We start from the raw sequence: 13,392 nt of genomic DNA on the forward strand, positions 1-13,392 counted from the left end.
GGAAAATTATGAATATCACAAACGAACAATTATATAAAAAAAGACGCCATTTTTTAAAACTAGGTGCTGGAGCTTTAGTTAGTTCAGCCTTAGTTCAATCTGAATTGATGGCATTAAATTTCTTTCCTGATCCTAATAATGAAAAATTAAAACTTAGCGATGAAAAAATTGCGACTAATTATGTAAATTTTTATGAATTTTCTACTGATAAAAAAAGAGCCGTAGAGCTTGCGAAAAATTTTAACACAAACGGCTGGAAAATAGAAGTTAGCGGGGAAGTTGAAGAGCCTTTGACTTTAACCATGCAAGATTTATTAGCCTTTCCTTTAGAAGAGAGAATTTATAGATTTCGTTGTGTTGAAACTTGGTCTATGGTAGTGCCTTGGGTTGGTTTTGAATTGCGTGCTTTAATAGAAAAATGCAAAGTCAAAAGTGAGGCTAAATTTATAAAATTTACCACTCTTTTTGATAAAAATCAATTTGCCGATCAAGCTTCATTTTTCCCAACTCTTGATTATCCTTATGTGGAGGGCTTAAGATTAGATGAGGCTATGCATCCACTAACGCTTATGGCTGTGGGTATGTATAAAAAGCCTTTATTGGGACAAAATGGAGCGCCGATTCGTCTTGTAGTTCCATGGAAGTATGGCTTTAAAAGTATAAAATCTATTGTAAAAATAGAATTTACCAAAGAACAACCTAAAACCACATGGGAGCTAGCAAACCCTAGAGAATATGGATTTTATGCTAATGTTAATCCAAATGTCTCTCATCCAAGATGGTCTCAAGCAAATGAGCGTCCTTTGGGAGATTTTTTCACCAAGCCTACACAAATGTTTAATGGCTATGAAAAAGAAGTAGCACATTTGTATAAAGATATGGATTTAAAGGTTAATTTTTAATGAGCAAAAAAGTTTATAATATCGGTGGATTTTTAGCCTTTGCTTTAAGTATTGTTTTTAGCATCTATCAAATCATGCAAGAATTTGATATTGTAAAATCTGTATATTTTTATAGTGGTATATTTGGCTTAATCTTTTTTGGATTGAGCCTGTTTTTTTCACTTTTAAAGTATAAGCACACAAAAGATTACCCTAAATTTTTAGGTTTTTATGCGTTTTTTTGGGCTTTGATTCACTTTTTTAATTATTTTGCTTTTGGAAAAAATTTAAATTTAATACTTTTTTTCAAAGATACTTTTAGTAAAAATTTAGAATTTAGTGGTTTTGTAAGCTTTTTTATACTCACATTTATGTTTATAAGCTCATTTAAGCTTTTTAAAAAAATGAGTAAAATAAGAAAACTTGGATATTTTTGCTTTTTGCTAGTAGCTTGGCATTATTTTTTATCTGCAAAAATACCACAAATTCCACATTTTTTAGCTTTAAGTCTAGCCTTGATTTTTCTACTTATTAAACTATATAAAAATTATAAAAAGAGAAAAAAAGTAACTTTTTTATAAAAATTTGTATTCAAATGAAACACTTTTAAGAGTAAATATATAAATATATTCTTAAAATAAGACTTGATATATCTTATTTTAAGGACAATCATGCAAAGAAGAGATTTTTTAAATGGAATGGCTTTAACTATACTTGCAGGAATGACTCCTTTGCAAGTATTATATGGTAAAGAAGCCAAAATCGAAGATTTTACCAAAGAATACTATCCTCCAAAATGGCTTGGACTAAGGGGTAGCAATAATGCAAGTTATGAATTTGCACATATGCTAAGAGATGGTGAAAAATTTGACTTTAGCGCTATCAAACCTAAACAAGAATATGATTTGGTTGTAGTTGGAGCTGGAATTAGTGGTTTAGCAGCTGCCTGTTTTTATCAAAACAAATTTGGAAAAGATAAAAAAATTCTTATCCTTGATAATCATGATGATTTTGGTGGACATGCTAGAAGAAATGAAATAGATTTAGAAGATGGTACTATTTTAAGTTATGGTGGTAGCGAAACATTTCAATCACCAAAAGCGTTATATTCTAAAGAAGTAGTAGATTTATTATCATCTTTGGGTGTGGATATTGATGAGCTTGCTAAACGTTTTGATGTAAATTTTTATCCTGATTTAAATCTTAGCAGGGGTGTGTATTTTTCTAAGACTGAATTTGGAGTAGATAAAGTCGTAAGTGGCAACCCTAGAAAAGTAATTTGTGATGATATTCCTGAGGGAAGACATAATGGTAGAAGTGTTGAAGCTTTTATAGGTGATTTTCCTCTTAATGAAAAAGATAAAAAAGATTTAATTGCTTTATTTAAAAGCGAAAAAGACTATTTAAAAGGTTTGACAAAAGAGCAAAGAGATGAGTATGTGGCTAAAACAAGCTATAAAAAATTCTTAGAAGAAAAAGTTAAGCTTTCACCACAAGCTGTAAAATTCTTTGAAGGTATGACAGATGACTTTTTGGCTTTGGGTATTGATGCTGTTTCTTGTGAAGATGCTAGAGCTTCATTTTTACCTGGTTTTGACAAGCTTGGTCTTGATCCAATCGAAGGAGAAGCATTAGCTGAAATGGAAGAACCATACATCCACCACTGCGCTGATGGTAATGCCACTGTTGCTAGATTAATGGTTAGAAGATTAATTCCTGATGTATCTAAAAAAGGCAAAGATATGGATGAAGTTACTCTAGCTCATTTTGATTATTCTAAACTTGATCTTGCTAAAAACAAAGTGCGTTTAAGATTAAACAGCACTGTTATCAATGTAGAAAACACAAAAGATGGAGCTTTGGTAACTTATGTTAATAAAGGCAAAAATTATAGAGTAAAAGCTAAAAAAGTTGTAATGGCAAATTATAATAGTATGATTCCATACATAGTACCAAGCATGCCACAAGATCAAAAAGATGCTTTAAGCAAAAACGTAAAAACCTCTCTTTTACACACAAATGTTATTATAAGCAACTGGGAACCATTTATAAAACTTGGAGTACATGAAATTTATTCACCAAAAATGCCTTATGCTAGAACCAAGCTTGATTATCCTGTGGATATGGGAGGATACCATCACCCAAGAGATCCTAAAAAGCCTATTTGTGTTCATATGGTATGCTCGCCTTTAGTATTTGCTTCTATGCAAGGAATCGACCTTGAAGGAATGGATGCAAGAGATAGAGCTAGAGTGGGTAGAAATTTATTATTCACTATGAGTTTTGAAGAACATGAAAAAATCGTTCGCGATCAACTTCAAGGCATGTTAGGCTCGGCTGGATTTGACCATGAAAGAGACATTAAGGCTATAGTTGTAAATCGTTGGGGGCATTGTTATTCATATACAGAAAACAGTCTTTTTGATGATAGTGAAGAAGCGCAAAAAACTATAGAACTTGCAAGAAAACCTTTTGGTAATATCGTTATAGCAAATTCAGATGCTGATTGGGATGCTTATATGCACGCAGCAATTGATCAAGCATATCGTGCTGTTAATGAACTATAAAATCAAACTCCTTTTCAGGAGTTTGATGAATTAACTCTTATAAATATTGCTTAAAAATTACCTAACGTAATCTTAAAGAATTTAGCACAACTGTTACTGAACTAAAACACATTGCTAAAGCTGCCAAATGCGGACTAAGACTTATAAATGGCACAAAACCTGCTGCAATAGGAATGCACAAAGCATTGTAAATAAAAGCCCAAAAAAGATTGAGTTTGATGATATTTTTAGTTTTTTGAGAAAGCTCAAAACAATAAGCTATTAAAGATAAATCATCTTTTATTAAAATCAAATCTCCACTTTTTTTAGCAAGCTCACTTGCTTTGGAAAAACTTATGCTTGCACTAGCTAAATTTAAAGCAGGAGCATCATTGATACCATCTCCTATAAAAAGCACTTTTTCTTTTTTGATTTTTTCTTTTATAAAATCAAGCTTTTGCTCGGGTTTTAAGTCAGAATAATACTCATCGATATTAAGCTCATTTGCTATTTTGGCAACACTTTTTTTATTATCACCGCTTAAAATAATACTTTTTACACCTTTTTGTTTTAAATTTGCTATCAAGTCTTTAGCTTCGTTTTTAAGTTCATTTTTTAAACAAACCCCGCCAAGACAAATTTTATTTTTTGCAAAATACAAGCATATAGGCGCTTGATCTTCAAATTCTTGTAAAAATTGTTTGCTTTTTTGTATATCAACGCCATTTTCAAACATTAATTTTTCATTGCCTATTAAATATTTATCTTCATTTTCCTCATAAAGCAAACCACTACCCACTAAAACACTTAATTTTCCTTGTAAATTTAAATTTACATTCAATTCTTTAGTAAAAGCCTTTGCGATTGGGTGTGAGCTTAAATTTTCAATTTGGGTGAGTTTTTGAAAATTTTCTTGAGTTAGATCATGCTTATAAACACTTAAGTCATCTTGACTTAAAGTACCTGTTTTATCAAAAATAGCAAGTTTTATACTAGCTAAATTCTCTAACACTGCTGGATTTTTCACTAAGATAAAATTTCTTGCTCCATTTGCTAAAGCACTAACTATGGCTATAGGGGTTGCTAAGCCCAAAGCGCAAGGACAAGAGATTAAAAGCGTAGCACAAGCATGTAAAAACGCTGCATTAATTCCTTCTTTAAAATACCAAAAAGCAAACACAAAAAGTGATAAAATTATAATACAAGCTACAAAATAAGCTGAAATCTTATTAGCTAAATTTGCTAAAGGTGTTTTGACACTACCTGCTTTAAAAACAAGATCTTTGATTTGTTCTAATGAACTTTCAATCGCCTTTTTATTAGCTTTAATCTTTAAGCTTCCATTAATCAACACAGTTCCTGCTAAAATCTCATCATCTTGCTTTTTTAAAAGTGGCAAAAACTCTCCTGTTAAAAAACTCACATCAACCTCAGCTTCACCTGCTATAATCATCCCATCAGCAACAACGCTTTCGCCCTCTTTTACTAAAATCACATCATTTTCTTTTACAAAAGCACTGGGTATGCTTTTTATACTTCCATCTTCTAAGATTATATTAGCTTTTTTAATATCTATGTTTTTTAATTTATTTTGATATTCTAAGGATTTAAATTTAGCCTTTTCTTCTAAGTATTTACCCAATAAAACAAAGCTTATAATCATCGCTCCACCACTAAAATACAAATAACCATCTTTGCCAAATACCTCAAAATACACAAAAAAAGAATATACAAAAGAAGTAAAGGCACCTAAGGATATCAAAGTGTTCATATCTAAATTTTTATGTCTTAATCCTTTAAGAGCGTGGATAAAAAAACCTTTTCCACAATAAAAAATCGCTACCATAGATAAAAACATTTGAATTAAAGCAGAAACATTTCCTTGAACAAACATTTCAAAATACATCACAATAGAGCTTAAAATTATACTCATGATAAGCTTTGTTTTCATATTTTTAAGCTCTTTGAGTTTAAACTCGTATAAATTTTGCTCTTCTTGTAATATCTCAAAACCCAAAGCTTTGATTTTTTCTTTGATTTTTACTTCCAAGGATAAATCTTTAAGCAAAAACACCCCGCTAGAATTGACATAAGAAACACTTACATCTTCGACTCCATCAATTTTTGCACAAACTTTTTCTATAGCATTAGAGCAATTAACACAAGTCATATTGCCTATTTTTAATTTTAACTCATGCTTCATCTATCTCAAAACCTAAATCTTGCAATTGTTTTTTGAACTCTTCAACTTGCTCTGCTTTTAAATCAATCTCAATACTTTTTGTTTCAACATTTATTTGCATAGTACCAAATTCATCTTCCAATGAAGCCTTGATTAAATTTACACAACTTTGACAATTAATATTTTTAGTTTTTATAATCATTTATTCTCCTTTTTCTCTGTATTCATATTTATGAGAGTGAAAAATTTTATTTTTTATCAGTTTAAAACCCATTTTTTCATAAAGCATTTTTGCATTTATATTTTCATCTTCTACGATTAATGAAAGCTTTTTACCATTTTTCAAAGCTTCATTGAAAGCGCATTCAATCAATTTCTTAGCAATACCTTTCCCTCTTGCTTTTTCATCCACACAAATACTATCTAAATAAAACTCATTTTCACATTCTTTTAAAACTTTTTCTTTGATTCCTAAAAATTCTAAATGATCATTTAAAGGCTTATCTAGCTCATCCGCCAAAGCCCCATCATAACAACAAATCGCACCTAAAATTTCCCTATCTTCTTCATAAACATATATATTTTCATAGCTTAAACGATTATTTTCTTGAGTGAAGAAATTTTCTAAAACCTCTATGGCTTTTTGATGATCATTATAACCACTAAGTTTGTATATAAAATGATCCATTGCTAAAGCAAGCAATTGTATGCATTTTTTAACATCATCTTTTCTAGCTTTTCTGATCACTCTTTTACTCCTTTAAAATCAAATTTAGACTTCTTAGTTTATACTTTTAACTTTAAAACAATATAAGAAAGAGAGAATTTATGGGAAGAGCGTTTGAATATCGCAGAGCCTCTAAAGAAGCAAGATGGGATAAAATGAGCAAACTTTTTCCAAAACTTGCAAAGGCTATACAAGTAGCAGCAAAAGAAGGCGGAGCTGATCCTGATATGAATCCAAAGCTTCGTAGTGCCATAGCTACTGCAAAAGCTAATAATATGCCAAAAGACAATATCGATGCAGCTATTAAAAGAGCAAGTGGAAAAGATAGTGCTGATATTAAAAATATCCACTATGAAGGAAAAGCAGCACATGGAGCTTTAATCATTGTTGAGTGTATGAGTGATAATCCTACACGCACAGTGGCCAATGTAAAAGCGATTTTTAGCAAAAATGGTGGAGAAATTTTACAAAATGGCTCTTTAACTTTTATGTTTTCACATAAAGCTGTTTTTCATCTTGAAAAATATGATGGAGATTTAGAAGAACTTGAGCTTGAACTCATTGATGCAGGACTTGAAGAGCTTGAGCAAAATGAAGAGGAATTACTAATTATAGGTGATTACACTGCTTTTGGCGAGCTTAGCAATGCCATAGAAAAAAAAGGTTTAGTGCTTAAAAAAGCAGGACTTGAATATCTTGCTAACAATCCTGTAAATTTTAGCGAAGAACAACTTCTTGATATTGAAAAATTGCTTGATAAATTAGAAGATGATGATGATGTACAAGCAGTTTATACTAATATAGAATAGGATCAAAAAATGCTTAAAAAAATCGACACAAAAAATGCAAAAAAATACAATTTTGCTATCATTAGCACCGAAAAAGGTGATATGAAATTAGAATTATTTCCTGATGAAGCACCACAAACTGTGTGTAATTTTGCCAACTTAGCCAATGATGGTTTTTATGATGAGCTTGTTTTTCACCGCGTGATTCCAAATTTTGTGATACAAGGTGGTTGTCCTTATGGTATAGGCTCAGGTGGCCCTGGCTATGAGATAGAATGTGAATGTGACGATCAAAAACACAAGCACTTAAGAGGTAGCTTATCTATGGCTCACGCTGGCAGAGATACAGGCGGATCGCAATTTTTCATTTGTCACAGCCCGCAGCCTCATTTAGACGGAGTGCATACTATCTTTGGGCAAATTAACCCTGAAGATAAAGAAAGTTTGGAAGTACTAGATAGCATTAGAGCAGGAGATAAAATCAAAACTATCCAAATTTTAGAAAAACTTTAATTTTACATCTCCTTAAAATTGTGCTATGATTTTTAAGGAGATTAATTATGCATTTTATTTTTATTTGTATTCATCTTATTTGCGCTGTATTTTTTATAGCCTATGTATTTTTTGATGTATGTGTTTATCGCTTTGCTTATCAACACGCAAACAAAGAAGATTGTGATAAAATTAAAAAAGCTTATACTAAATCAAGTATTTTTATTTTTGCTGGTATTTTTATCTTACTTTTACTAAGTGGATTTTATCTTTTGAGCTTTTATGAATTTAACTCTTTTTGGGATTTTTTTGCGAGTAATTTTGGCATATTTTTATTTATCAAACTTTTATTATTAATAACAATGCTAGCTTTGACTTTTTATTCTTTATTTTTTATAAAAGTTTTAAAAAGAAAAGATCCTTTAAAATCTCACTTGATTGCATTGATTTTATGTATTTTAATAATCATTTGCGCAAAAGCCATGCTATATTTTTAAAACATTAAAACTAAGCTTATATCATTAGCTTAAAAAATAAAGGTTATTTATGCTTGGTGATATTATAGATTTTTTACTCACTCTTGCAAAAGATTGGGGTTATTGGGGGATTATTTTTCTTATGTTTGTAGAAAGTTCCTTTTTTCCTTTTCCCAGCGAAGTAGTGATGATACCTGCTGGATATTTAGCCCATCAAAACGAACTTAACTTTTGGCTATGTCTGCTTTGTGGGACTTTTGGAGCTCTTTTAGGAGCTTTGCTTAATTATTATTTATGTTATTTTTTAGGACGGGAAGTTCTTTTGAAAATATGCAAATATTTTGGAGTTAATGAAGCAAAATTTGCTCAATTTGAAGCCTTTTTTAACAAACATGGTGAGATATCAACCTTTAGTGGTAGATTAATCCCTGGTTTGCGTCAGTATATTTCTTTACCCGCAGGATTAGCAAGAATGAATTTGAAAAAGTTTATATTTTATACTAGTTTAGGGGCTGGAATTTGGTGTTTGATTTTGCTTATATTAGGCTATGTTTTAGGTAAAAATGAAGATTTAATCAAAGAATATTTGCATTTTGTTATTGTAGCTTGTATTATTTTTGCTACTATGATTGTGGCTATTTATATCTATATCCAAAAAAGAAAAAAGATATCTTAAAATTTCAATTTTAAATACCTAGTTTCATTAGCTAGGTATTTTATTATTTCCTTTAATTTAATATATATTTTCTAAAAACATTTAAATTTATATGATTTTATATTTGATTTTTGATAAAATCTTATAAAAATTATTTCAAAGAAAAATGTTATGCAAAAGCCATCTATTCAAAATTTAACAGATTTTTTAATCGAATACATCAGTGTTTTTCTAAGTGCTGGAACCTACACAGCAAGAGTGGCAAAGTGCGTTGGAAGAATAGCTAATGCATATGGTTATGAGATTAACATGAATTTTTTCTTTCATCATACCACGCTAAATATTTTTGATAAAGATGATAATTCCATACAAAGAACCTATATCATACCTAATAAGCACAATCATATTAATTTTAAACTTATTTTAGAACTTAGTGCATTAAGCTGGCAAATTCATGATCATAAATATAACCTAGAAGAAGCTAAATTTTCTCTTATAAAACTCAAACAAAGCACAAGAAATCCTTTTTTAGCGAATTTATTTTTAGTTTCAGTGGCAAACTCAGCATTTTGCAAGCTATTTGGAGGAGATTTTTATGGTTGCTTATTTGTATTTTTAGCTACTTTAGTAGGTTTTAGCTTAAGAGTTTTACTCACTAGAATAAAAATTGATTTAAGAATTCAATACATTATTTGTTCTTTTTTATCTTCTTTTATTGTATTTTTTGGGGTGGATTTGAAACTCGTGCAAGAAGCTAATGTTGCTTTGGGTTCTAGTATATTATATTTAATTCCTGGGGTTTATTTTATAAACTCCGTTATAGACATTTTAAAAGATCATATACTTATGGGGCTTAGTCGTATTATTAGTGTGGCGATATTAGTATGCTGTATTGCCATTGGAATTTACACTACTCTTGGTATTAATGATTTTGGGATTTTAAGATGATTGATTATTCTTCTATACTTTGGGATATGTTTTTTGCAGCTTTAACAGGTTTTGGTTTTGCTTATGTGTGTAATCCACCCTTTAAAACACTCATACTCTCAGCCATATTAGCCGCTATAGCTCATGGCATGCGCTTTACCTTGATGGGATATTTTGGCTTTCAAACCTTGGCTATTGCAACCTTTATAGCTTCTTTTAGTATAGGCTGTCTTGGTTTATTTTTAGCTAAGATTTTTAAAACACCTGCTGAAATCATAGCTTTTCCCGCTCTCATTCCTATGATACCTGGAATTTATGCATATAAGGCCATATTGTATTTGATTTCTTTTATACGCTCAGAAGATATTAGCGAAAAGACTAATTTCTTGATTCAATTTTTTGATCATTTTTTTACAACACTTTCAGTAACACTAGCCTTAGCAGTAGGAGTAAGTGTGACTTTGCTTTTGTTTTTCGAGCAAAGCTTTATGATGACAAGAAGTATTAAAAAAAGTAAAAATCACGACCAAAATTAATCGTGATTCATTTTATTTTTTGCCTCTATTCCCATAAGCGCAAAAGCTGTTTTAATACTTAAAGCACATACGGCAAAAAGTTTTAAAAGCTCATCTTCGTTATCTGAGCCAACTACTTTATTTTCATTATAAAATTTATGAAATAAAGAAGCTAAATTTTTTAAATAATCAGGAATTTTTTGCAAGGCTCTTGACTCAAATGCGTCATTAAGCACTGCTTTTAAATTTAAACTTTCAAATAAAAGATTCATGCCATCTTCATTTAAACTCTCAAATTTAGCATGCATAACATCATCTACACTCTTACCTGCTTTAGCAAATACTTGATGAATTCTAGCATGAGCATAATTAATATAATACACAGGATTAGAGCTATCTTCTTTTTTAAACTCATCTACATCAAACTCTAAATGTGTATCACATTTTTTACTAATAAAAATATATCTTAACACATCACTGCCAAGCTCTTCTAAAACATCACCCATTAAGATGAAATTTCCTGCTCTTTTGCTCATTTTATAAGGCTCACCATTTTTTAATAATGAAACCATTTGCGCTAAGATAATTTCAAGATTTTGACTATCCTGACCTAAAAATTCCATAGCAGCTTTCATTCTAGCTATATAGCCATGATGATCAGCTCCCCATATATTAATACACTTATCATAACCGCGGCTCATTTTATCTTTATGATAAACTATATCAGCAGCTAGATAAGTTCCTTTTCCATCATCTTTAATAATCACACGATCTTTTTCATCGCCTTTAGCACTTGATGCAAGCCAGATTTTACCATCTTGTTCATAAGTACCACCATGCTCTTTTAAAGCTTTTAAGGTATTTTCTAATTCATTATAATAACTTGTTTCGCTCACATAAGTATCAATAAATATCTTAGCATCGGCCAAATTTTGCTTGATAATTTTAAGCATTTTATCCTTAGCCCAAAGTGCTAATTGCGGAATGTTTTCTTCTACAAAGAAATCTTTTTCAAAATCAACAAAAGCTTCTTTTGCTACATCTACGATATATTCGCCTTTATAATACTCATCAGGATATTGAACTTGCTCTTTTAAACAATGCTCTTTTACTGCAAGTAATATAGAAAGACCTAAAAGATAAATTTGATTACCCGCATCATTGACATAATATTCTATATCAAATTTATACCCTAAATGCCTAGCAACCCTAGTTAAAGTATCGCCAAAAATAGCCCCTCTAGCATGTCCTATGTGTAAAGGTCCTGTCGGATTTGCACTCACATATTCAAGTAAAAAACTCTGCTCTTTTTTATCATCTTTTGCAAAATTTTCACTATCGCCCAAAGCTTGCGTAGCCAAAGAATTTAAAAAAGTTTTTGAAAGTTTAAAATTTACATAACCATTTAAAGCCTCTACACTTTCAAAACAATCACAATTTTTTAACTTAGCAACAATATCATTGGCAATTATCATAGGATTTTGCTTTAATTCTTTAGCCAAAGAAAAAGCCAAAGGCGTGGCAAAATGAGCTAGATTTTTATTCTTGGGATTTTCTAAGATAAAATCTCTTCCTAATTTTTCTTTAATTTCTTTATAAACTAAAGTTTTCAATGTATTGCCTTAAGCTTTTTTTACTTCTTCGTTATTTTCTTTTACAAGAACATCTTTTTCATTGATTTTTTCAATTTTTTGCGCATCTTCTTGAACGATTTTTTTATCATCTTCTGTATTCATTTCATCTTTAAAAGTTTTAATACCTTTTCCTAAGCCTTTAGCAAGCTCTGGAATTTTTTTTGCACCAAAAAGTAACACTACTATAAGTAATATAATCAACCATTGAGTTCCGCTTGGCATATGCATTTTATTCTCCTTTATTCCATTGAATTTGAATTTGTTTTAAATCATGTTTTGTACTTTTTAATTTTGAAGCTTCAAAAACCGCTTCTAACTCCCTATAGCTTTTTTCAAGATCATCATTTATGATTAAAAAATCATATCGATCCAAATAAGCCATTTCATCACTAGCATTTTCCAATCTTTTGCTAATATCTTCTATTTTATCAGTATTTCGCTTAAGCAATCTTTTTTCAAGTTCTTTTTTATTTTTAGTTGTAATAAAAACAGAAGTAATATATTCAGGCATTTTTTCTTTAGCTATACAAAAACCTTGCACATCGATATCAAAAATGACACTTTTACCCTCTTGTAATGCTTTTTTCACAGGAATTAACGAAGTGCCATAATAATTTTTATGTACCAAAGCCCATTCTAAAAAATCACCTTTTTCTATACCTTGTTTAAATTCTTCTTCGCTAATAAAAAAATAATCTACTCCATTTTTTTCATTTTCTCTAGGAGCTCTTGTTGTACTTGAAATAGAAAAATAAATATTATCTTTTTCTTTAAAAAGCCTTTGAAGCAAGGTACTCTTACCTGCTCCACTTGGCCCTGAGATGATTAAAATTTGACCACTCAATGTTTATCCTCATCAAAGCTTATGTTAATGTTTATATTCATTTTCATGCCTTTTAAGGCTGCTTTTAAAGTATCATCGGTAATACTCGAAGTGATAGTTTGAGCTATACTTTTACTAAGCTCATTTACCATTTCATCTTCTTGTAAATTCTCTGCTTTTTCTTCAGTGTTTACCTTGCTTGCTTCTTTCTTTTCTACAATAGCTGGAGCAAGTTCTTCTCCTAAAGCTAACATAATATCATTTTCGTTTAAATTTGCAAATTCATCTTGCGTTTCATCTAAAACTTCACTCATATTTTCCTCTATATTTTCCTCATTCACATCGGCTTGTGATTTCATTTGTAAATTTTCACCCTCACTTAAATCCTGCATATCAAAATCACTCATTAAATTCTCATCAATATCACCAAATTCTTCATCTAATTCATCAATAGCAGCTAATTCTTCTTTTATTTTATCTTGAGTGCTTAACTCCTCTTCTGGTTGAAAATCATCTATACTTTCATCTTCAAAAACCTCTTCTACTAAAGGTTCATTTTCTTCTGTAACACTATCATCATCTTTTGCTTCACCAATAAATTGAGCATCTTCAGGTAAATCATCAAAACTCATCTCTTTTTCGCTCATTTCTTCAACCATAGGTAAATCATCAAGAGAATCAAATTCGGCGGGGTTTTCTTCTATATTTTCTTCTATATTTTCTTCTATATTTTCTTCTATATTTTC

General features: G+C 30.3%; 15 protein-coding genes and 1 pseudogene. 9 read left to right on the forward strand and 7 right to left on the reverse strand.

Annotated elements, in window-relative coordinates; all coding sequences use genetic code 11:
• The first annotated feature begins 8 nt into the window (after nucleotides 1-8).
• From msrP to L8X30_RS02420, 3 genes are all read left to right on the forward strand, one after another.
• Complete coding sequence (gene msrP / locus L8X30_RS02410) at nucleotides 9-902, forward strand: protein-methionine-sulfoxide reductase catalytic subunit MsrP (RefSeq protein WP_257396805.1); 894 nt, start codon at nucleotides 9-11, stop codon at nucleotides 900-902.
• Nucleotides 902-1,462, forward strand: a complete 561-nt coding sequence (locus L8X30_RS02415; RefSeq protein WP_263678807.1) for a sulfite oxidase heme-binding subunit YedZ — start codon at nucleotides 902-904, stop codon at nucleotides 1,460-1,462. The genes msrP and L8X30_RS02415 overlap by 1 nt, the downstream gene beginning before the upstream one ends.
• Before the next feature lie 90 nt (nucleotides 1,463-1,552).
• Nucleotides 1,553-3,448 (forward strand): NAD(P)/FAD-dependent oxidoreductase, encoded by a 1,896-nt coding sequence (locus L8X30_RS02420; protein ID WP_263678808.1) that lies wholly within the window; start codon nucleotides 1,553-1,555, stop codon nucleotides 3,446-3,448.
• A 61-nt stretch (nucleotides 3,449-3,509) separates the two neighbouring features.
• Here the strand turns inward: L8X30_RS02420 and L8X30_RS02425 are convergent, their stop codons facing one another.
• Genes L8X30_RS02425 through L8X30_RS02435 form a run of 3 tightly spaced genes read right to left on the reverse strand, consistent with a single transcriptional unit; the run spans nucleotide 3,510 to nucleotide 6,357 of the window.
• Nucleotides 3,510-5,630, reverse strand: coding sequence for a heavy metal translocating P-type ATPase (locus tag L8X30_RS02425; RefSeq protein ID WP_263678809.1), 2,121 nt, complete (start codon nucleotides 5,628-5,630; stop codon nucleotides 3,510-3,512).
• Nucleotides 5,620-5,811 carry a heavy-metal-associated domain-containing protein gene (locus tag L8X30_RS02430; RefSeq protein WP_263663078.1) on the reverse strand — a complete coding sequence of 64 codons (192 nt, stop codon included), beginning with the start codon at nucleotides 5,809-5,811 and terminating at the stop codon, nucleotides 5,620-5,622. Before L8X30_RS02430 ends, L8X30_RS02425 begins: the two co-directional genes overlap by 11 nt.
• Nucleotides 5,812-6,357, reverse strand: coding sequence for a GNAT family N-acetyltransferase (locus L8X30_RS02435; protein ID WP_263678810.1), 546 nt, complete (start codon nucleotides 6,355-6,357; stop codon nucleotides 5,812-5,814).
• Nucleotides 6,358-6,437: 80 nt separating this feature from the next.
• Between L8X30_RS02435 and L8X30_RS02440 the strand changes: the two genes are divergently transcribed.
• The 6 genes from L8X30_RS02440 (at nucleotide 6,438) to L8X30_RS02465 (ending at nucleotide 10,210) form a co-directional block, all read left to right on the forward strand.
• Entirely contained in the window at nucleotides 6,438-7,145 is a 708-nt protein-coding gene (locus L8X30_RS02440) for a YebC/PmpR family DNA-binding transcriptional regulator (RefSeq protein WP_214098152.1), read from the forward strand.
• Between the two features lie 9 nt (nucleotides 7,146-7,154).
• A complete protein-coding gene (locus L8X30_RS02445) occupies nucleotides 7,155-7,637 on the forward strand; it encodes a peptidylprolyl isomerase (RefSeq protein WP_263663075.1) in 483 nt (160 codons plus the stop codon).
• A 47-nt stretch (nucleotides 7,638-7,684) separates the two neighbouring features.
• The gene (locus L8X30_RS02450) at nucleotides 7,685-8,113 is read left to right on the forward strand and encodes a trehalose-6-phosphate synthase (protein WP_263678811.1); all 429 of its coding nucleotides are present in this window, start codon (nucleotides 7,685-7,687) and stop codon (nucleotides 8,111-8,113) included.
• Nucleotides 8,114-8,162: 49 nt separating this feature from the next.
• Nucleotides 8,163-8,768, forward strand: a complete 606-nt coding sequence (locus L8X30_RS02455; protein WP_263678813.1) for a DedA family protein — start codon at nucleotides 8,163-8,165, stop codon at nucleotides 8,766-8,768.
• 150 nt (nucleotides 8,769-8,918) lie between these two features.
• Nucleotides 8,919-9,695: a threonine/serine exporter family protein gene (locus L8X30_RS02460; protein ID WP_263678815.1), complete on the forward strand. Its 777-nt coding sequence runs from the start codon at nucleotides 8,919-8,921 to the stop codon at nucleotides 9,693-9,695.
• Entirely contained in the window at nucleotides 9,692-10,210 is a 519-nt protein-coding gene (locus tag L8X30_RS02465; protein WP_039618755.1) for a threonine/serine exporter family protein, read from the forward strand. Before L8X30_RS02460 ends, L8X30_RS02465 begins: the two co-directional genes overlap by 4 nt.
• Here L8X30_RS02465 and argS read toward each other — a convergent pair.
• From argS to L8X30_RS02485, 4 genes and pseudogenes are all read right to left on the reverse strand, one after another.
• Complete coding sequence (gene argS, locus L8X30_RS02470) at nucleotides 10,207-11,802, reverse strand: arginine--tRNA ligase (RefSeq protein ID WP_263678816.1); 1,596 nt, start codon at nucleotides 11,800-11,802, stop codon at nucleotides 10,207-10,209. The two genes, L8X30_RS02465 and argS, sit on opposite strands and share 4 nt — an antisense overlap.
• Before the next feature lie 9 nt (nucleotides 11,803-11,811).
• Nucleotides 11,812-12,051, reverse strand: coding sequence for a twin-arginine translocase TatA/TatE family subunit (locus L8X30_RS02475; RefSeq protein WP_039618758.1), 240 nt, complete (start codon nucleotides 12,049-12,051; stop codon nucleotides 11,812-11,814).
• A gap of 1 nt (nucleotide 12,052) precedes the next feature.
• On the reverse strand, nucleotides 12,053-12,667 hold the full coding sequence (gene gmk, locus L8X30_RS02480; protein ID WP_263663070.1) for a guanylate kinase: 615 nt from the start codon (nucleotides 12,665-12,667) through the stop codon (nucleotides 12,053-12,055).
• A pseudogene (locus L8X30_RS02485) lies at nucleotides 12,664-13,392 on the reverse strand (hypothetical protein); the annotation flags it as partial. The gene gmk and the pseudogene L8X30_RS02485, both read right to left, overlap by 4 nt.

Origin of the sequence: Campylobacter sp. CNRCH_2015_0338h, from assembly GCF_025772785.1 — a bacterium.
Lineage (GTDB): Bacteria > Campylobacterota > Campylobacteria > Campylobacterales > Campylobacteraceae > Campylobacter_D.

What these genes read in the sequence shown, in the direction of transcription:
- L8X30_RS02460 (WP_263678815.1), top strand. Translation starts at nt 8,919, where the DNA reads ATGCAAAAGCCATCTATTCAAAATTTAACAGATTTTTTAATCGAATAC.
- L8X30_RS02475 (WP_039618758.1), bottom strand. Translation starts at nt 12,051, where the DNA reads ATGCATATGCCAAGCGGAACTCAATGGTTGATTATATTACTTATAGTA.
- L8X30_RS02455 (WP_263678813.1), top strand. Translation starts at nt 8,163, where the DNA reads ATGCTTGGTGATATTATAGATTTTTTACTCACTCTTGCAAAAGATTGG.
- L8X30_RS02450 (WP_263678811.1), top strand. Translation starts at nt 7,685, where the DNA reads ATGCATTTTATTTTTATTTGTATTCATCTTATTTGCGCTGTATTTTTT.
- msrP (WP_257396805.1), top strand. Translation starts at nt 9, where the DNA reads ATGAATATCACAAACGAACAATTATATAAAAAAAGACGCCATTTTTTA.
- L8X30_RS02430 (WP_263663078.1), bottom strand. Translation starts at nt 5,811, where the DNA reads ATGATTATAAAAACTAAAAATATTAATTGTCAAAGTTGTGTAAATTTA.
- L8X30_RS02445 (WP_263663075.1), top strand. Translation starts at nt 7,155, where the DNA reads ATGCTTAAAAAAATCGACACAAAAAATGCAAAAAAATACAATTTTGCT.
- L8X30_RS02420 (WP_263678808.1), top strand. Translation starts at nt 1,553, where the DNA reads ATGCAAAGAAGAGATTTTTTAAATGGAATGGCTTTAACTATACTTGCA.
- L8X30_RS02440 (WP_214098152.1), top strand. Translation starts at nt 6,438, where the DNA reads ATGGGAAGAGCGTTTGAATATCGCAGAGCCTCTAAAGAAGCAAGATGG.
- L8X30_RS02415 (WP_263678807.1), top strand. Translation starts at nt 902, where the DNA reads ATGAGCAAAAAAGTTTATAATATCGGTGGATTTTTAGCCTTTGCTTTA.
- L8X30_RS02465 (WP_039618755.1), top strand. Translation starts at nt 9,692, where the DNA reads ATGATTGATTATTCTTCTATACTTTGGGATATGTTTTTTGCAGCTTTA.
- L8X30_RS02425 (WP_263678809.1), bottom strand. Translation starts at nt 5,630, where the DNA reads ATGAAGCATGAGTTAAAATTAAAAATAGGCAATATGACTTGTGTTAAT.